The following is a 16,759-nucleotide window of genomic DNA, read 5'->3' as shown; positions in this document are numbered from 1 at the left end:
GGTGACAGTACGGCGTCAGTGCTGCTCGGCGAGGCTCCACATGGTCCACAGCTCGGTGCGCATGCGCCGAGGCTGGCGCAAGGTGTAGACGATCGCGCCCGCGATGTCGTCGGGTCGCATGAACGGCCCCTGCGCGGGGTCGGCGTCACCGAAGCGCCCGTCGGCGGCCGCGAACGGCGTGTTCACGCCCGCGGGCGCGATCACGGTGGTGCGGATGCCCTCGGCCCGCAGCTCGCGATCGAGCGCCGTACCGAGGTTGATCTGCGCGCCCTTGGTGGCGGCGTACACGGCCTCCTGACCACCGCCGATGAGCAAGCCGGCCACGGACCCGAGGATCACGATGTCACCCCCGACGCCCTGGGTGCGGAACTGCCGCAGCGCTGCGCGGGCCAGCCAGATGGTGCCCTTGACGTTCAGGTCGACCATGAGCTCGATGTCGCTGGGGGAGTAGTCGAGCAGGCCGCCGTAGAAGCCGATCGCAGCATTCGCGACCACCGAGTCGACGCGGCCGAAGGCCGCCACGCCGGCGTCCGTCAGCGCGTCGGCGGTGGCCTCGAGCCGCGAGTCGCCACCGACGACGGCAACCCGGTCGGCGCCCCACTCGTCCCGCAGTGGTGCGAGGGCCTCCTCGCGCAGGTCACCGGCGACGATGCGACCCCCCGCCGCGAGCACCTGCCGCGCCGTCGCGCCACCGATGCCGCCCGCCGCACCGGTGATGACGACGACCGTGCCCTCGAGATCCCTGCGGTCGTCGGTCACTTGATCGCCCCCATCGACAGTCCACGCACCAGCTGCTTCTGAGCCACCCAGCCGGCGATGATCACCGGCAGCGCCGCGATCGTGGCCGCCGCCGACAGCACCGCGAGGAACTGGCCGCGACCGTCGACGAAGCTGCCCAGGAACGGCGGGGTGGTACGCGCCGCCGAGCTCGTCAGCAGCAGCGCCAGGAAGTACTCGTTCCAGGCGAAGATGAAGCAGATCAGGGCAGCCGCGGCGATCCCTGGCAGCACGAGCGGGAGGACGATCCGCACGATCTCGCGGAACAGGCCGGCGCCGTCGACCCGGCACGCCTCCACGATCTCGAACGGCACCTCGAGCAAGAACGAGCGCATCATCCACACCGTGACCGGCAGGTTCATCGCGCCGTACACGATCGCCAGCATGTAGATGTTGTCGAGCAGGCCGATGTTCTTGAGGATCATGAACAGCGGCAGCACGATCGCCGCCAGTGGCATGAAGCGCGTGGAGATGAAGAACGACAACGAGTTCTCGACGTTCTTCACCCGGCGGATCGACAGCGCGTAGGCCGCCGGGATCGCCAGGCCCACGGAGATGATGGTCGCCGTCACGGACGCCGTCACCGAGTTCTGCAGGTACCCGGCCATGCCGCGGTCCATGGCGAGCTTGTAGCCGTCGGTGACCGGCTTGAAGATGAACGAAGGGTCGACCGACGACGCCAGCGACTCGGGCTTGAACCCGTTGAGCACCATCCAGAACACCGGGAAGAAGAAGATCAGCACCAGCACCCAGGTGACGACCGTGATCAGCGACTGCTTGAGCGAGGTGGTCATCGGCTTCCTCCTGCCATGAAGACCTTGAACAGCGTCTTGAGCGCGATGGTGGCGACGATGATGGTGAGGATCACCGTGACGACGCCGTAGGCCGCCGCCTGGCCGACGTCGAGGCCGATGAAGGCGCGTTCGTACAGCAGGTAGGCGAGCGTCTTCGTGCCACCGGTGCCCTTGGTGAGGATCGCGATCGGGTCGAACACCTGGAGGATGATCACGGCTCCCAGCAGCACCCCGATCTCGATGTACATGCGCAGGTGCGGAAGCGTGATCCAGGTGAACGTCCGCCAGGGGCCGGCGCCGTCGACCATCGAGGCCTCGATGACCTCGCGGGGCTGACCCTGCAGGCCGGCCAGCAGGATCAACATCATGAACGGCGTGAACTGCCACGTCAGCACGATGACCACCGTGGCCATCGGGTGCTCGGTGCTCCAAGAAACGACGGGCAGGTGGAGGCTGCGCGAGACCCAGTTGAGCATCCCGATGTTGGTGTCGAACATCGAGTACTTCCAGATCAGCGCTGCAGCGGCCGGCATGACGAGGAACGGCGTGATCATCAGGGTCCGGGCGATGGCGCGGCCGCGGAACTGGCGATCGAGCAGCACCGCGAAGAGCATCCCGCAGGCCAGGGCCAGGAGCACCGAGAACGTCGTGATGAGCACGGTCGCCACGATCGACGGCCACAGGTCGCCGGACGACAGCGCGCTGGCGTAGTTGCTGAGACCGCCGAACGCGCGGTCCTTGGGGTAGAGCAGGTTCCACTTCGTCAGCGAGTACCAGATGGTAACGAGGAACGGGACCTGGGTGAGCAGCAGCAGGAAGACGAACGCCGGCAGGAGCAGCGCGCGGTTGGTCCACATCGCCCTGCGCTTCAGGGCGCGAGGGTCCCGGGTCGCCTGCGGTCTGCGAGCGGTGGCCCGCGAGGTCGGTGTCGTGGTCGTCATGTCGGCACTCCTTTCGTGCGACCCGAGGGAAGCGGTGTGGCGGGCGCCGGGCCGTGCTCCGGGGAGCCGACCCGGCACCCGCCCTCACCGGTGGTGCGTCACTTCTTGTGGGCGTCGCCGGCCTTCTGGGCGATGCTCTGGCACTTGCCGAGGGCGTCGTCGAGCGACGACCGGTTGGCGATGTAGTCGGCCACGAGCTGCGCGCACTGGTTGCCGACGTCCTGGAACTCGGGGATCGAGACGTACTGGATGCCGACCCAGGGCTGGGGGTTGACGCCCGGCTGCTTCGGGTTCACCGAGCTCATGACGTCGAGCGTGATCGGCGCGTAGGCCGCCGCCGCCTTCTTGTACTCCGGGAGCTCGTACGTCGAGGTGCGCGAGCCCGGCGGGACGTTCGACCAGCCGATCTTGTTGCCCACGAGCTTGATGTAGTCCTTGCTCGTCGCCCACTTCACGAAGTCGATCGCGGCGTCCTTGTGCTTCGTGGTCTTGGGGATCGCGAGGTTCCAGCTCCACAGCCAGCCGGACTCCTTGGTCTTCATGACCGGCATGTGCGCGTACCCCATCTTGCCCTTCACGGGCGAGTCGTTCGCCTCGAGCATCGAGGCCGCGACGGAGGCGTCCGCCCACATGGCGGCCTTGCCCTCCTTGAGCGCGGTGAGGCACTCGTTGAAGCTGTAGGAGACGGGGTCGGCCTCGCCGGAGTCGTCGAGCAGCTTCTTGTAGAAGCCGACTGCCTGCTTCCACTCCGGGGTGTCGACCGTGGCGTTCCAGCTGTTGTCGTACCAGTTTCCGCCGAACGTCTCGACGACGGTCGTCAGCGGCGCGAACAGGTCACCCCAGCCGGGCTTGCCGCGCATGCAGATGCCGGCCATGTTGCTGGTCTTCACCTTGGCTGCGGCGTCGGCGACCTCTTGCCACGTCGGGTGCTCGCCGATCTTCACGCCCGCCTTGTCGAGCACCGACTTGTTGTACATCAGGATCGACGACTCGCCGTAGAACGGCACCGCGTAGAGCTTGCCGTCGTTCGTGAGGGCGTCTCGCACCGGGGGCAGGATGTCGTTGACGTCGTACGCCGAGTCGGCCTGCAGGGACGGTGTGAGGTCCACGAGCCAGCCGTTGGCGCCCCACTGCGGCGTCTCGTAGGCGCCGATCGTCACGACGTCGTACTGGCCGGCGCCGCTGGCCACGTCCGCCGTGACGGCGCTCCGCAGGTCACCTTCTTCCATGACCTGGAAGTTGACGGTCACTCCCTGGTGGGACTTCTCGTACTCGGTCTTGAGCTGCTCCATGTCCTTCATCTGGCCGTTGTTGACCGTGGCCAGGTTGAGCGTGACCGGGCCGCCGCTCTTGGCCGCGGAGCTGTCGCTCGAGACCGCACCCGAAGAACATGCTGCCAGCGCCAACGCGGACGCCCCTGCGCCCAGTGCGAACGCCATGCGCTTCCTCGCAAGCATTCCTAGCTCCTTTGGTAGGTCATCGTGGCTCGTGCCGAGACGCGCCGTGTGCGAGTCCGTCGTGGGCCTCTCGGCCCCGTGGTCCAGGACGACGACCCGTGGTGTCACCGGACTGGAATCCCTAGAGAATCCGGGAACTGCGCCCGAGCCAACAAGCACCTGCGGGGGCTGCTTTCGATACTATTTTTCGCGCCCCTTCAGTGATCACGGTCGGCGAGCTAGCCTCGTCCCCGGTGGCACAGGGGATTGACGGCAGCGGCCCCGGGGTCAGCGGAGAGGAGCGTCTCGATTTCGTATCGATCCGGCGACGGTGCAGCGCGCTCTGCCGCCACGACCTCGCGTCCGTCGGGGGAGCCCCTGATCCACGCGCCGCTCGCACCTGCCCCGCGGCGCGAGATCATCCCGCCCCACCCGCAGCAGTCGATCCGGGTGCTCACCCACGACTTCCCGAGCGAGATCTGCGGGTGGGGTGCGCACCCGGAGTACGAGATCCACCTGATCACGCAGACGCACGGCAGCTTCATCGCCGGCGACCACATCGGCACCTTCGGCCCTGGGCAGGTGACGATGATGGGCCCGAACCTCGGCCACGACTGGGTGAGCGACCTCCCGCCGGGCGAGGTCGCGGTCGGCCGCGACGTCGTCATCCAGTTCTCCGACGAGTGGTTCAGGGCGTGCATGGAGCGCATTCCCGAGCTCGGCGAGGCACAGGAGGTGCTGCACCGCTCGGCGCGCGGCCTCGTGTTCTCCGGCTCCACCGCCGCCCGCGCCGCGCGCGCGATCCTCGCCGTCTCGCACACCCACGGTGCGGAGCAGGTGGCGCACTTCATCCGGCTGCTGTCGCTGTTCGCCAAGGCGCCGACGGAGGAGTACGAGGTGGTGGCGAGCGCCTGGATGGGGCACGCGCCGAACGCCAGCTCACGGGAGGCGGTCGAGGCTGGCCTCAGCTACATCTTCGACAACCTCACCGGCGACATCCGGCTCGCGACGGCGGCGAAGCTGGCGTACATGTCGGAGCCGTCGTTCTCCAAGTACTTCAAGGCCGCCACGGGGATGACGTTCAGCAACATGGTCAAGAAGCTGCGGATCGCCCACGCGAGAAGGCTTCTCGACACCACGGAGCACTCCGTGGCGACCGTGGCCACCCTGAGCGGCTACCGCAACATGGCCAACTTCAACCGGCAGTTCCTCAGCGAGGTCGGGACGACGCCGACGTCCTACCGGCGACTGGAGGCCACGCTCAAACCGCCGCCGGAGGTCTTCAGTCTGGGGCTCAAGGGCCTGCCCGACTGACGCGTTCGGTGGCGGCGGCGGTCAGCTGCCCAACAGGTCGACCAGCGTGGCGCGCAGGCCGCGGCGGACGATCGCGGCCCGAGCGCGCAGGAACGGTTGGCTGAAGCGCTCGTCATCGGCGAGGTCGCCGAACAGGTCGCGCTGCTCGAGGAACGCCGAGGCGTCGCCGTCGGACGCCGCCGACGCCAGAGCATCCGCGTGCACGTCCGGCGGTACCTCGCTGTCCGACAGCCCACCCCGGGCGATGAGGGCCCAGTACTCGGCCCACGCCGCGCACATCACTGCGCCCAGCTCCACCGGTCTGCCGGCCTCGAGGTTGGCCCGCACGGTGGGCAGGGTGAAGGTCGCCATCCGGTTCCCGCCGTCGGTGGCGAGTCGCACGAGCGTGTCGCGGATTCCGGGGTTGGCGAACCGCTCGACCAGCGTGGCCATGTAGGCGTCGAGGTCGATGCCGGGCAGCGGGCCGAGGGTGGGCGCCGCCTCCTCGGCCATGTAGCGCTCGAGGAAGGCGCGGACGAGGTCGTCGCGCATGGCCTCGTCGACGAGCGTGTAGCCGAGGGGTGCGCCGAGGTACGCGATCGCCTGGTGGCTGGCGTTGAGCAGCCGCAGCTTCATCAGCTCGTAGGGGCCGACGTCGTCGACGAGCTGGACGCCCACCTCCTCGAGCGGGGGGCGCCCGAGGGGGAAGTGGTCCTCGACGATCCACTGGGTGAACGGCTCAGCCGGCACCGGCCACGCGTCGCTGACGTCGAACTCGCTGGCGAGGGCGTCGCGGTCGGCGTCGGTGGTGGCCGGCGTGATCCGGTCGACCATGCAGCTCGGGAACGTGACGGCCTCGTCGATCCAGTCGGCGAGCGACGGGTCGATCCGCCGGGCCAGCCCGACGACGGTCTGGCGCGTCACGTCGCCGTTGCCCTGCAGGTTGTCGCACGACAGCACCGTGAACGGCGGGTGCCCGACGTCGCGGCGCCGGCGCAGTCCCTCGACGACGTAGCCGAAGGCGGTGCGGGGTGTGGCCACGTGCGCGACGTCGTGCTGCACGGCGGGGTCGGCGACGTCGAAGAGTCCTGTCGCGGCGTTCTTCAGGTACCCGCCCTCGGTGACCGTGAGCGTGACGAGGCGGACGTCAGGATCGACGAGCCGGGTGAAGACGGCTTCGGGGTCGTCGGGTGCGAGGAGGTACTCGAGCAGCGACCCGACGACACGCGGCTCAAGCGTTCCGTCGGGATGCCTGACCACGACGGTGAACAGGCAGTCCTGGGCGTGCATGACGTCGCGCATGGCGGAGTCCTGCGGTAGCACGCCGACGCCGCAGATCCCCCAGTCGAGGGCCGAGCCGCCCTGCATGAGCTGGTCGAGGTAGACCGCCTGGTGCGACCGGTGGAAGTTGCCGACGCCGAAGTGCACGATGCCCACGCTCGCCGCCGACCGGTCGTACGTGGGGGTAGGGATCTCCAGCTGGGCGAGGGCGGCGCTGCTCAAGCGGGGCACGGACGAGTCCTCTCACGCGGTCGATCGGGCGCAGGGCTACACAACCAAGGCCGACGTCCGGTGACGAGCGTCGAGGGCCAGGTCGACCGAAAAGCATCGACAGTTCAGGACATCGCATGCGCCTCGCGAGATGCGGTCACGCTCTGGCGGCGCGCAGGTGAGCCAGCACCAGGCCGACCGGCACGCTGACGAGCAGGACGGCGAGCACCCCTCGGTAGGTCCACGTCCCGAGGGTGCCGTGCAGACGTCGCGAGCGCAGCAGGGCGATGGCCAGGGCCACCACGCACGCCAGCCCACCGACGTCCACGAGCAGGGGGAGCGTCACCAGCGTGCCGGTGATCACCAACGCGTTGCCGGTGTTCCAGGTGCCGACCTGCGCCCAGCCGCTCGACGCCCGACGTTCCGCACCGGGCGTCACCAGGCCGGCAACGCCCATGGCGGTCTGTCCGACGCCGCCGACCAGCACGAGGTAGGCCGCGACCCAGCTGCCGTGACCCAGGTCGAGCGGCGACGTCACTGCGGCGACGAGGCCACCCGCGACGACGCACGCGACACCGAGCGCGACGAGGGTCCGGGATGAGGGATCGCGCGGGAGGAGGTCGAGCGGCGCAGGCTGAGTGGTCGCGGAGGCGTGTGAGGTCACCCTCCGAGTTTACACGGGAACGTCGGTGTAAACTCGGTGCGTGACCGGTGAACCGCACCACCAGACCCTTCGCGGCGCCCTCGAGCGCGAGCACCGTGAGATCGACGCCGGCATCGAGGCCTTCCTCGCGGCACCCGAGGACGCCGATGCGGCAGAGGGCCTCTCGACGTCCTTCACCGCGCTGCGACGGCACATCTACCTGGAGGAGGAGTTCCTCTTCCCACCGTTGCGCGCGCAGGGGCTGATGGCTCCGGTGCTCGTCATGCTCAAGGAGCACGGCGAGCTGTGGGACGCGCTGGACGAGATGGATCGTGCGACCATCGACGGCATGGAGCCAGAAGCGTTGCAGCACAAGCTGGAGCACGTGCTCGACCTCCTCGACCGGCACAACGCCAAGGAGGAGCCGATCGTCTACGCCGCCGCGGAGCGCCTGCTGGCCCCGGACGCGGCTGCGCGGCTCAATGACCTCGTGTCGACCAGGTCGCTCCCCACCGGCTGGGTGTGCGAGCGCGCCCGCACGCACTGAGGCCCCGGAGTGGCGACGTCCACGATGTTGACCTTCGGGCACGGCCGGCTCGACCGTGAGGAGCTCGCCGACCTGCTCGAGTCGGCGGGTGTCGAGGCGATCGTCGACGTCCGCCGCTTCCCCGGCAGCCGCAGCAACGCCGCCGCGTCACGTGGAGCGGTCGAGCAGCTGGCCGCCGAGGTCGACATCGCGTACCGGCAGGACGCTCGGCTCGGCGGACGGCGCTCGCTGACCAAGGACGAGGACGCCGCCTCTCCCGATACCTGGTGGCAGGTCAAGGCGTTCCGCGCGTACGCCGGCTGGACCCGCAGCGAGGAGTTCCGCGCGGGCCTGGCCGACCTGCTCGCGGAGGCGCAGACGCGCCGTACGGCGATCCTGTGCTCCGAAGCGGTGTGGTGGCGCTGCCACCGCCGGATCATCAGCGACGTCGTCGCGGTGGAGGGCGGCGTCCGGGTCGAGCACCTCATGCACGACGGCCGGCTCGTCGAGCACCCCGTGAGTGACGGCGCCCGTGGAGGCCCCGGCGGTCGCCTGGTCTGGGACGGTCAGGCGGGCGGCCGGACGAACCCGGTCTCGTAGGCGTACACCACCGCCTGGGCGCGGTCGCCGCCTAGGCTGGCGGCGAGGAGGATCGCACGGGCACGTTGGGCGTCGGGACGCTCGCCGACCGGTGCGTTCGCTGTTGGGTGGCGCCCGCCCCGTGCACCAGGCCGGCTGACGAAGGAGACGGCATGCAACAGGCGAGGTCCGAGACCACGATCGACAACGACGTCGTCCGCGTCACCACCTGGACGATCGGCCCGGGCCAGACCACCGGGCCACACCGCCATGCCCTCGACTACGTCGTCGTGCCCGTGCGCGGGGGCGAGCTGGTCATGACGTCCGCGGACGGCGTCACGCGCACCACCATGGAGCCAGGCACGTCGTACTTCCGCTCCGCCGGCGTCGAGCACGAGGTGTCGAACGACGGCGAGGTGACCGTCGTCTTCGTCGAGGTCGAGGTCGTCTGAGGGTCCGCGGTTGAGGGGGTGAGGCAGCGCCTCAGTCGGTCGACGCTGCACGGGGGTCCATCGCGAGGCGGACGCCCATGAGCAGGCTCCAGGCGAGGAAGTAGGCCAGGCCGAGCAGCCCCACGACCTCCAGCGGACCGCCGTCGTAGCTGCCGGCGTCGACGAGTGCGAACGGCACTCCCGCGAGACTCAGCCACGTCAACCAGCGCGGGACGAACGCCGAGCGCAGTCCGGCGATGCCAGCGGCCCCGAAGAGCAGGACGGCGGGCAGAGCCGACACGTCGAGCAGGCCGCTCTGCAGCGAGCCGAGGGCCTGGGTGACGGCCGCGTCGCCGCCGGCGTCAACGTACAGCGCCGCAGCCAACGCGGTGCCTTGGGCCGCGAGCACCAGACCGCCGGTGAGGGCCCCGCCGACGACGGCGACGGGACCGAGGGACGACTCCCGCGGCAGCGCGCGCCGGATCGCCGTGACGACCGCGGCGGTCAGCGCGAGGAACGCGACTGCGGCCAGCGCCCGCACGTAGCTCTGGGCGATGGCGTCTCCGGTGTGCTCGGCCAGCCACGACGGGTCGGCAGCGGGCGAGACGTCGCCTCCGGGCGGCGCCGGGAAGGCGGCGGCCGCGACGACCAGCAGCGCGGTGTACGCGGCGCCGGACAACGGCAGCAGGCGTCCGGTGACGTCGGGACGGCTCGGGCGCAGGCGGGTGGCGGTGGCATCGGTACGGGTCATGAGGACCTCCAAGGAGCGATGAACGGGACGGCTCCACGGTCGTGCCGCGTGCCGGTCGGCGTCGTCGGCCCTCGCGGCAGCACCGGTACGCCGGCAGTCCCCACTACGTCCGTCCCGGGTACGCCGCACGACGTATGGGTATGTGCCTCAAGGCAGACGCCGCAGCCGCCCACGACGCGTACGGTGTGCGACATGGCTGCTGCGCCGGGCCTTCGCCGACTTCGCCCCTGGGGTGACAGAGCGCTCTGCGCCGTCCTGGTGGTGATCGGCCAGTGGCAGATCTGGGGTGGTTGGCACGACGGGGGCGTCGGGGCTCCGCCGTCCGGAGACCGCGTCGCCCGGGCAGCGCTCGCACTCGTGATCGCGGCGTCCCTGCTGTGGCGGCGCCGGTTCCCGCTCGCGGTGGTGGCTGCAGTCTGCGCCGGCATCGTCACCCAGCTGCTGGTGGTGACGCCGTATGTGCCGTTCCTCACCGGCCTGCTGCCCATGGTGATCGCCAACTACAGCGCCGCTGCGTACGGCCGGCGGTGGCGTGCGGCCAGCCTGCTGCTCGTGATGGGCGCGCAGGTCGTCGTCTACGTGCGCATCCCGCAGGAACGGACGAGCGGCGAGGTGCTGTTCGGCTTGTTCGTGGCCCTCGGCACGTGGGTGGTCGGCGACGTCGTCCGGACGCGGTTCCACGGCGCCGAGCGGGTGCTGGGGGACGCCCGTCAGCTCGTCGCACAGAGCGAGGCGGCCACTGCGGCCGCTCTCGCCGACGAGCGCAGCCGCATCGCCAGAGAGCTGCACGACGTCATCGCCCACAGCGTGAGCGTCATGGGTGTGCAGGCCGGAGCCGCGCGGATGCTGATGGACCGACGGCCGGACGCCGCACGCGCCGCGCTGCTGGAGGTCGAGGCCACGGCCCGGTCGGCGGTCGAGGAGCTGCGCCGGCTGCTGACCGTGCTGCGCGACGACGGTAGTGCGGCCGAAGGCCTTGCGCCGCAACCAGGTCTGGGTCAGCTCGGCGAGCTGGTGGCTCAGGTGCGTGCGGCCGGGCTCGACGTGACGCTCGATGCGTCGGAGGCCGCTCAGGAGCTGTCGCCGGGACTCGACCTGGTGGCGTACCGGATCGTGCAGGAAGCGCTGACCAACGCGCTGAAGCACGCCGGCGCAGCGACTCTCGTCACCGTGCGCGCCGCTGAGGACGAGCTGCGGATCGACGTGACCAACGGTGCGCCACAGCCGGGCCGGCGCGGGGACCCGCTGCCCGAGGGTGCCCGACACGGCCTGATCGGCATGCGCGAGAGAGTGCAGCTCTACGGCGGCCGACTGGTTGCCGGGCCGTCCCCCGACGGCGGCTTCCACGTGCGAGCCGTGCTCCCGACGGACGAGGCGCGACAGCTGGGGCAGGTCTCGTGATCCGCGTCGTGATCGCGGACGACCAGGCGTTGGTGCGCAGCGGTTTCGGCGCCATCCTGTCGAGCGAGGACGACATCGAGGTCGCCGGCGAGGCGGGCACCGGCGACGAGGCGACCGAGCTGGTGGCCCGTACGTCACCGGACGTGGTGCTCATGGACGTCCGGATGCCCGGCAGCAACGGGATCGAGGCCACGCGACGGATCACCACGGCCCACCGCGCCAAGGTCGTGATGCTCACGACGTTCGATGTCGACGAGCACGTCTACGACGCCTTCCGCGCCGGAGCGTCAGGGTTCCTGCTCAAGACGGTCTCACCCGAGTACCTCGTGCACGCCGTACGAGCGGCGCACTGCGGCGAGACGCTCCTCGCGCCGGCGATCACCCGACGCGTCGTCGAGCGCTTCACGGCAGCTCCGAGGCCCGGCGACGGACGCCGTCTCGAGCGACTGACCGACCGCGAGCTGCAGGTGCTGCGGCTCGTGGCGCTCGGTCTGTCCAACGACGAGATCGCTAGTCGGCTCTACCTCAGCGCCGGCACCGTCAAGACCCACGTCGGTCGCATCCTCGCCAAGTACGACCTGCGCGACCGCGTGCAGGCGGTGGTGCTCGCCTACGAGACCGGCGTCGTCCAGCCCGGGTCAGCCCGCGAGGAGTGACGCACCGGCAGCCGTCAGGGACGCGAGGCCAGACCACGGACGGCCAGCACCGCACCGAGCAGCGCCACCAGCACGTAGACCGCCCGCTCGAAACGGTGGGCCGGACCCGTCGCCTGGTCGCGGCGACGCGTCCGGCTGTTTGAGAATGTGGGGTATGACGCCTCCCGCGACGTCCCGCCTCGCTCGCTCCTGGCCCGTCGCGGCGCCCGCGCTGGCCGCCGTCACGCTCGCCGCCACCTGGGGGCGCGACCTCGGTGTGGGTCGGCCATCGGCTGCATGCGCGGATTCCGGCGTGCGCGACGACGTGCCGCGTCAGATTCGTCGTCCCGCTGACGACGCGCGTCGCGGCCGACAAGGTCTCCTTCGCGGCCGGCCACCCGGGCCTGCTGATGGCTGTGTTCGGCGTCTTCCTGTTCCTGTCCATCGCGCCCTGAGGTCGCCGCGCCCTACCCGCTTGCCGTATCGGGAGGGGCTTGCGAATCTGGCAACCCACATTCTGGAGGTACGCCGATGAGCGGCTCACAGGCCTGGGTGGCCGACACCTACTCCGGGCTCGCCGACGTCCTGGAGCGCTCGGCGGCCAGCTGGGACGCGCCGTCGCTGTGCGAGGGCTGGCAGACGCGGCACGTCGTCGCGCACGCGACCATGCCCGTGCGGCTGACGCCAGAGCGCTTCGGAGCCGAGATGGCGGCGGCCCAGGGCGACTTCGGCGTCCTGTCGAACACGGTGGCCGCCCGAGACGCCGCGCTGCCGACGCAGGAGCTGCTGAGCCAGCTCCGGTCGCCTGACCTGCACGGGTGGCAGCCGCCGGGCGGCGGGGTGGCCGGAGCGGTCAGCCACGCCGTCATCCACTCGCTCGACGTCACGATCCCCCTCGGGGAGCGACCGGTCGCACCGGCTGAGGCCGTGCGCGACGTCCTCGACCAGCTCACGGCCTCGCACGGCGCGTGGTTCGGCGTCGACCTGAGCGGCGTCCGGCTGGCAGCAACCGACACCGACTGGGCCTGGGGTGACGGTGACACCGTCAGCGCCGAGAGCGGCGAGCTCGTGGCCCTCCTCAGCGGTCGAGCGCTCCCGGACGGGCGGCGCCTGCCCCGCCGATGAGGCGCGACCCGGCGTCAGCGTCGCCAGTACAGATGGTGGGTCACGCCGCTCGGGCTGGGGACGACGTCGCGGTGGAATCGGTCGAGGAGTTCGTCGGGGGAGTCCCACAGCCGCAGGCCCGAGCCGTACGTCACCGGTGACACGGCGACGTGCAGCGTGTCGACCAGGTCGGCGTCGAGGAACTGGCGGATCGTGCTCACCCCGCCGCCGAGCCGAACGTCCTTTCCGTCGGCCGCCTCGCGGGCCCGGGCGAGGACGTCGGCCGGTTCGCCGTCGACGAAGTGGAACGTCGTGTCCGACAACGAGAACGACGGCCGGGGGTAGTGCGTGAGGACGAAGACCGGCGTGTGAAACGGGGGTTCGTCACCCCACCAGCCGCGCCAGTCGTCGTCCTCCCACGGGCCGCGCACGGGGCCGAACTTGTTGCGGCCCATGATCTCCGCACCGATGTTGTGGTGGAAGGCGCGCACCATGCAGTCGTCCAGGCCGCGCGTTCCGCCGGAATCTCGTCGACCCGGCCAGCTCGCGGTCGGGAACGCCCAGGACATCAGCTGCCCGGGATCCACGTGACCGAACGGTCGCTCGAGCGTCTGGTCCTCACCGGCGCCGACGCCGTCCATCGACACGGTGAAGTTCTGGACCTTGAGCAGCTGGGGCACGGGCATCTCCTGTCGTGTGGGAACGAGAGTATGACCGTCCCTGCCACGCGAACTCATCGCTGGTGCAGGACCACGCCGAGGTCGGGGGTGTCCGACCTCGGCGTGGCGGTCAGGCGCGGACGCGCTGTCGAGCCAGGCCGAGGGCGCCGCGGATCGCGACGAACACCGTCGAGGCGAGGATCAGCACGTCCGGCACGATCTCTCGGGCACCCGACGAGCCGGCGTCCCCGGTGATGATGTGCAGGCTCAGAAGCACCAGCAGAGCGGCGAACACCGTGACGGCGCCGAGCGAGAGACGCGAGCCGCGCACGGCGAACCACGCCGTGAGGGCGACCAGCACGAGCGAGATCTCGATGGGCAGGATCGGGCTCTGGTCGGGAGTGAGCAGCGCGGCGGTGATCAGCAGGACGACGGTGGCGGCGACGCCCACGAGGATCGGGGTGCGTGCGGGGCTGGCGGTCATGGCTGCTCCTTCGGTCGTGACGATGACGGTCGGTGGTGATGACGGACACCGAACCGGGCCGGGCGTCACGCCGTCACGAGGTGGGTGTCCCGAACACCTCGGGACACCGAACTCCGGACGCCAGGACACCACAGCCCCGATGATGGGGCGCATGCGCGACCTGAGCCGCAGCCGTCGTCGGACGTGGGTGCACGGCACTGCGCTGCTCACGGTGGCGCTCGTCGTCGTCGCGGTCGCCGTGGCACCGTGGGAGAGCGCCCGACCGGCTCCCGGCCACACCACCGCCTGGCTGGCCCAGCTGTTCGGGGCGCTCACCTTCGGCTACGTCGGGGCGGTGATCGCCGACCGGACGCGGCCGCCGGTCACGGTCGTCGGCGCGGTGCTCCAGGTGCCGGGGCTGACCCAGGCGGCGACGTTGCTGACGTCCTCGCTGCTCTACCGGGCGGCGGTCGACCGCGCGGACCTGCCCGTCGTCAGCTGGCTCGACGGCTGGCTCTGGGCGCCAGGGCTGCTGTGCGTCCTCACCGTGCTGCCGCTGGTCTACCCCGGCGGCGCGGCGCTGCCGCGGCTTCGGCCGGCCCTGTTCGCTGGGGTCGCCGTCACCGTGCTGGGAACGGTTGTCGTGGCCGCTCAGGCGCTGCCGAGCAGCGGCGTACCGACGTCGCTGACGGTTGGCCTCGTGGGGGTGGTCGCGGCGTGCGTGGTCTGCGGGGTGGTGAGCCTCGTCGCACGCTCCCGTCGCGGTGACGCCCGCACCCGAGGGCAGGTGGCGTGGCTCGCCGGTGCGGTCGTCGTCATCGTCGCGTTCGAGCCGCTGCAGACGGCCCTACCGCGGCCCCTGGCCACTGCGGCGCTGGCCTTCCTCCCGCTGCTCGTGCCGGTCTCGGTTGGTGTCGCGGTGCTCCGTCACGGCTTGTACGACATCGACCTGCTCGTGACGCGCACGCTCGCGTACGTCCTGCTCGTGGCCGTGCTGGTGGCGCTGTACCTCGCCGTCGTCGTCGCAGCCTCGCACCAGGTGGCTGGTGGTGCCGTCCAGGTGCCGGCTCTCGTGGCGGCAGTCGCCGTCGCCCTCGTCGCTGACCCCGTGCGGGCGCGGATCCAGCGCGTCGTCCGACGGTGGTTGTTGGGCGCATCGGCTGAGCCGCAACGACTGCTGGCGGACCTGGCCCAGCAGCTGGGCTCGAGCCCGTCGCTGCGGCACGCGCCGCAGACCGTCGTCGACACCGTCGCGGCGGCGTTCCGTGCGCCGTGCGTCGAGCTGCTCGCCATGCCTGATGACGGGCCGCCCACCGTGGTGGCCCGAGCTGGCACCGAGGTCGCCGGCCACTCGGTCACCACCCCCGTGGAGTACGGGGGACGCGTGGTCGGTGCCCTGTGCACGGGACGCGACCAACCCGCCGAACCCCGCGAGCTGCGGGCACTGGGCCATGTCGCCATGGCGCTCGGTCCGGTGCTGGACGGATGGCTGGTCGCCGCCGAGCTGCAGCGCTCGCGTGAGCGCGTGGTGGCCGCCCGCGAGTCCGAGCGCTCGCGACTGCACCGCGACCTGCACGACGGCCTCGGCCCCACGCTGGGTGGCATCACGCTCGCCGCGCACGCTGCGCACAACCTCGTGCGCAGCGACCCGCCGGCCGCCGAGACGGTGCTGACGCGCCTGAGCGAGCTCGCCGGCCAGGCGACGGCGGAGGTCAGGCGCGTCGTCGACGGGCTGCGGCCGTCGACGTTGGAGTCGCACGGGTTGGTCGAGGCGATCCGGCGAGAGGTGCACGTGGTCGACGGGCACCCTGTCGTGCACGTGATGAACGACCCCCTCCCTGACCTTCCGCCGGCCGTCGAGGTGGCGGCGATGCGGATCGTGCTCGAGGCCGTCACCAACGTGCGCCGACACGCGAACGCCCATCGGTGTGAGGTGCGGTTGGCGTTGGACGGGCAGGTGCTCACGGTGATCGTCGACGACGACGGCAGCGGGCCGCCCGGGGTCGACTACGGCGGTCGCGGTGTCGGTCTGGAGTCCATGGCCGTCCGCGCGAGCGAGCTCGGCGGCGTCTGCCGACTCGGGGTCTCACCGCTGGGCGGCACGAGGGTGCTGGCGCGACTACCGGTGAGGGAGTGCGCGTGAGCGAGCCGAGTCACCACGGGCTGCGCGTCATGGTGGCCGACGACCACCCCATCTTCCGGGAGGGGTTGCGGCTGCTGCTGGGCTCGGTGGGTGGGATCGACGTCGTGGGGGAGGCCGCCACGACGGACGACGCTGTCGGACTCGCCGCCACGTGCCTTCCGGACGTCGTCGTCCTCGACATCGACATGCCGAGCGACGGCGGCATCGTGGCGATCCCACGCATCCGCGCGGCCGCCCCGGGCTGCGCCGTCCTCATGCTCACGATGCTCGAGGACGACGCGACGCTGGCCGCTGCCCTGCGTGCCGGCGCAGCCGGGTACCTCGTGAAGGGCGTGGGGCAGCAGGAGGTCGTGGCGGCCCTGCGGACCGTGGCGTCCGGCGGCTTCGTCACGAGCGCGGCCGTGGCCGGCCGGGTTCGCTCCACGTTCCTCGCCTGCGACGAGGTGCGGCCCGCGCCGTTGCCGCAGCTGAGCGAGCGTGAGCGCGAGGTCGTTGCACTCGTCGGGAAGGGGCTCGCCAACCCCGCCATCTCCGACCAGCTCTACCTGAGTCCCAAGACAGTGCGGAACCTCGTGTCGTCCGCTATGGGCAAGCTGGGCGCGCCTGACCGGACGGCGCTCGCCATCGCTGCGCGCGACGCCGGTCTGGTGCAGTAGTCCTCGGGGCAGCTCGGGGTCTTGACGCGCTGAGGT

19 protein-coding genes are annotated in these 16,759 nt (G+C 70.9%); 10 read left to right on the top strand and 9 right to left on the bottom strand.

From position 1 onward, the window contains the following. Positions 1–15 precede the first annotated feature (15 nt). The 4 genes from ASD06_RS01775 to ASD06_RS01760 all read right to left on the bottom strand — a co-directional run bounded on the left by ASD06_RS01775 (position 16) and on the right by ASD06_RS01760 (position 3,969). Positions 16–759 (bottom strand): SDR family oxidoreductase, encoded by a 744-nt coding sequence (locus ASD06_RS01775; RefSeq protein ID WP_056672314.1) that lies wholly within the window; start codon positions 757–759, stop codon positions 16–18. Further along, the gene (locus ASD06_RS01770) at positions 756–1,571 is read right to left on the bottom strand and encodes a carbohydrate ABC transporter permease (protein WP_056672312.1); all 816 of its coding nucleotides are present in this window, start codon (positions 1,569–1,571) and stop codon (positions 756–758) included. The genes ASD06_RS01775 and ASD06_RS01770 overlap by 4 nt, the downstream gene beginning before the upstream one ends. Continuing rightward, the gene (locus ASD06_RS01765) at positions 1,568–2,512 is read right to left on the bottom strand and encodes a carbohydrate ABC transporter permease (protein ID WP_056672310.1); all 945 of its coding nucleotides are present in this window, start codon (positions 2,510–2,512) and stop codon (positions 1,568–1,570) included. Before ASD06_RS01765 ends, ASD06_RS01770 begins: the two co-directional genes overlap by 4 nt. A 98-nt stretch (positions 2,513–2,610) precedes the next feature. Beyond that, entirely contained in the window at positions 2,611–3,969 is a 1,359-nt protein-coding gene (locus ASD06_RS01760; RefSeq protein WP_056672308.1) for an ABC transporter substrate-binding protein, read from the bottom strand. Positions 3,970–4,398: 429 nt separating this feature from the next. On the opposite strand from ASD06_RS01760, the gene ASD06_RS01755 reads away from it, so the two are divergent. Continuing rightward, on the top strand, positions 4,399–5,262 hold the full coding sequence (locus ASD06_RS01755) for an AraC family transcriptional regulator (protein WP_200941789.1): 864 nt from the start codon (positions 4,399–4,401) through the stop codon (positions 5,260–5,262). 21 nt (positions 5,263–5,283) lie between these two features. On the opposite strand, the gene ASD06_RS01750 is transcribed toward ASD06_RS01755, so the two are convergent. Together ASD06_RS01750 and ASD06_RS01745 are read right to left on the bottom strand one after the other, a co-directional pair. Beyond that, positions 5,284–6,753, bottom strand: coding sequence for a mannitol dehydrogenase family protein (locus ASD06_RS01750; RefSeq protein WP_056672306.1), 1,470 nt, complete (start codon positions 6,751–6,753; stop codon positions 5,284–5,286). 136 nt (positions 6,754–6,889) lie between these two features. Continuing rightward, a complete protein-coding gene (locus ASD06_RS01745) occupies positions 6,890–7,396 on the bottom strand; it encodes a hypothetical protein (RefSeq protein WP_082537575.1) in 507 nt (168 codons plus the stop codon). Between the two features lie 40 nt (positions 7,397–7,436). On the opposite strand from ASD06_RS01745, the gene ASD06_RS01740 reads away from it, so the two are divergent. The 3 genes from ASD06_RS01740 (at position 7,437) to ASD06_RS01730 (ending at position 8,932) form a co-directional block, all read left to right on the top strand. Continuing rightward, positions 7,437–7,922: a hemerythrin domain-containing protein gene (locus tag ASD06_RS01740; protein ID WP_056672303.1), complete on the top strand. Its 486-nt coding sequence runs from the start codon at positions 7,437–7,439 to the stop codon at positions 7,920–7,922. Between the two features lie 9 nt (positions 7,923–7,931). Further along, entirely contained in the window at positions 7,932–8,501 is a 570-nt protein-coding gene (locus ASD06_RS01735; RefSeq protein ID WP_235502174.1) for a DUF488 family protein, read from the top strand. Between the two features lie 152 nt (positions 8,502–8,653). After that, positions 8,654–8,932 carry a cupin domain-containing protein gene (locus ASD06_RS01730; protein ID WP_056672301.1) on the top strand — a complete coding sequence of 93 codons (279 nt, stop codon included), beginning with the start codon at positions 8,654–8,656 and terminating at the stop codon, positions 8,930–8,932. Positions 8,933–8,963: 31 nt separating this feature from the next. Here ASD06_RS01730 and ASD06_RS01725 read toward each other — a convergent pair whose 3' ends face one another. Continuing rightward, the gene (locus ASD06_RS01725; protein ID WP_056672299.1) at positions 8,964–9,662 is read right to left on the bottom strand and encodes a hypothetical protein; all 699 of its coding nucleotides are present in this window, start codon (positions 9,660–9,662) and stop codon (positions 8,964–8,966) included. A 192-nt stretch (positions 9,663–9,854) separates the two neighbouring features. Between ASD06_RS01725 and ASD06_RS01720 the strand changes: the two genes are divergently transcribed. The 4 genes from ASD06_RS01720 to ASD06_RS01705 all read left to right on the top strand — a co-directional run bounded on the left by ASD06_RS01720 (position 9,855) and on the right by ASD06_RS01705 (position 12,823). Beyond that, complete coding sequence (locus ASD06_RS01720) at positions 9,855–11,063, top strand: sensor histidine kinase (protein ID WP_162248024.1); 1,209 nt, start codon at positions 9,855–9,857, stop codon at positions 11,061–11,063. Then, positions 11,060–11,719, top strand: coding sequence for a response regulator transcription factor (locus tag ASD06_RS01715; RefSeq protein ID WP_056672294.1), 660 nt, complete (start codon positions 11,060–11,062; stop codon positions 11,717–11,719). The genes ASD06_RS01720 and ASD06_RS01715 overlap by 4 nt, the downstream gene beginning before the upstream one ends. A gap of 254 nt (positions 11,720–11,973) precedes the next feature. After that, positions 11,974–12,153 carry a hypothetical protein gene (locus ASD06_RS01710; protein WP_056672291.1) on the top strand — a complete coding sequence of 60 codons (180 nt, stop codon included), beginning with the start codon at positions 11,974–11,976 and terminating at the stop codon, positions 12,151–12,153. Positions 12,154–12,229: 76 nt separating this feature from the next. Next, the gene (locus ASD06_RS01705) at positions 12,230–12,823 is read left to right on the top strand and encodes a maleylpyruvate isomerase family mycothiol-dependent enzyme (protein ID WP_056672289.1); all 594 of its coding nucleotides are present in this window, start codon (positions 12,230–12,232) and stop codon (positions 12,821–12,823) included. A 14-nt stretch (positions 12,824–12,837) separates the two neighbouring features. On the opposite strand, the gene ASD06_RS01700 is transcribed toward ASD06_RS01705, so the two are convergent. Both ASD06_RS01700 and ASD06_RS01695 read right to left on the bottom strand, forming a co-directional pair. Further along, positions 12,838–13,482, bottom strand: coding sequence for a dihydrofolate reductase family protein (locus ASD06_RS01700; RefSeq protein ID WP_056672972.1), 645 nt, complete (start codon positions 13,480–13,482; stop codon positions 12,838–12,840). A 109-nt stretch (positions 13,483–13,591) separates the two neighbouring features. Next, positions 13,592–13,945 carry a hypothetical protein gene (locus ASD06_RS01695; protein ID WP_056672287.1) on the bottom strand — a complete coding sequence of 118 codons (354 nt, stop codon included), beginning with the start codon at positions 13,943–13,945 and terminating at the stop codon, positions 13,592–13,594. A 151-nt stretch (positions 13,946–14,096) separates the two neighbouring features. Here ASD06_RS01695 and ASD06_RS01690 point away from each other — a divergent pair, with 151 nt between their 5' ends. Together ASD06_RS01690 and ASD06_RS01685 are read left to right on the top strand one after the other, a co-directional pair. Next, positions 14,097–16,067 carry a sensor histidine kinase gene (locus tag ASD06_RS01690; protein WP_157371431.1) on the top strand — a complete coding sequence of 657 codons (1,971 nt, stop codon included), beginning with the start codon at positions 14,097–14,099 and terminating at the stop codon, positions 16,065–16,067. Continuing rightward, complete coding sequence (locus ASD06_RS01685; protein WP_200941788.1) at positions 16,064–16,723, top strand: response regulator; 660 nt, start codon at positions 16,064–16,066, stop codon at positions 16,721–16,723. The genes ASD06_RS01690 and ASD06_RS01685 overlap by 4 nt, the downstream gene beginning before the upstream one ends. The last annotated feature ends 36 nt before the right edge of the window (positions 16,724–16,759 follow it).

This window comes from Angustibacter sp. Root456, from assembly GCF_001426435.1.
Taxonomy (GTDB): domain Bacteria; phylum Actinomycetota; class Actinomycetes; order Actinomycetales; family Angustibacteraceae; genus Angustibacter.
Note: the sequence above shows the minus strand (reverse complement) of the source record. Positions and strands in the feature narration are given on the sequence as shown.

What these genes read in the sequence shown, in the direction of transcription:
- ASD06_RS01770 (WP_056672312.1), bottom strand. Translation starts at nt 1,571, where the DNA reads ATGACCACCTCGCTCAAGCAGTCGCTGATCACGGTCGTCACCTGGGTG.
- ASD06_RS01765 (WP_056672310.1), bottom strand. Translation starts at nt 2,512, where the DNA reads ATGACGACCACGACACCGACCTCGCGGGCCACCGCTCGCAGACCGCAG.
- ASD06_RS01760 (WP_056672308.1), bottom strand. Translation starts at nt 3,969, where the DNA reads ATGCTTGCGAGGAAGCGCATGGCGTTCGCACTGGGCGCAGGGGCGTCC.
- ASD06_RS01730 (WP_056672301.1), top strand. Translation starts at nt 8,654, where the DNA reads ATGCAACAGGCGAGGTCCGAGACCACGATCGACAACGACGTCGTCCGC.
- ASD06_RS01725 (WP_056672299.1), bottom strand. Translation starts at nt 9,662, where the DNA reads ATGACCCGTACCGATGCCACCGCCACCCGCCTGCGCCCGAGCCGTCCC.
- ASD06_RS01720 (WP_162248024.1), top strand. Translation starts at nt 9,855, where the DNA reads ATGGCTGCTGCGCCGGGCCTTCGCCGACTTCGCCCCTGGGGTGACAGA.
- ASD06_RS01705 (WP_056672289.1), top strand. Translation starts at nt 12,230, where the DNA reads ATGAGCGGCTCACAGGCCTGGGTGGCCGACACCTACTCCGGGCTCGCC.
- ASD06_RS01695 (WP_056672287.1), bottom strand. Translation starts at nt 13,945, where the DNA reads ATGACCGCCAGCCCCGCACGCACCCCGATCCTCGTGGGCGTCGCCGCC.
- ASD06_RS01690 (WP_157371431.1), top strand. Translation starts at nt 14,097, where the DNA reads ATGCGCGACCTGAGCCGCAGCCGTCGTCGGACGTGGGTGCACGGCACT.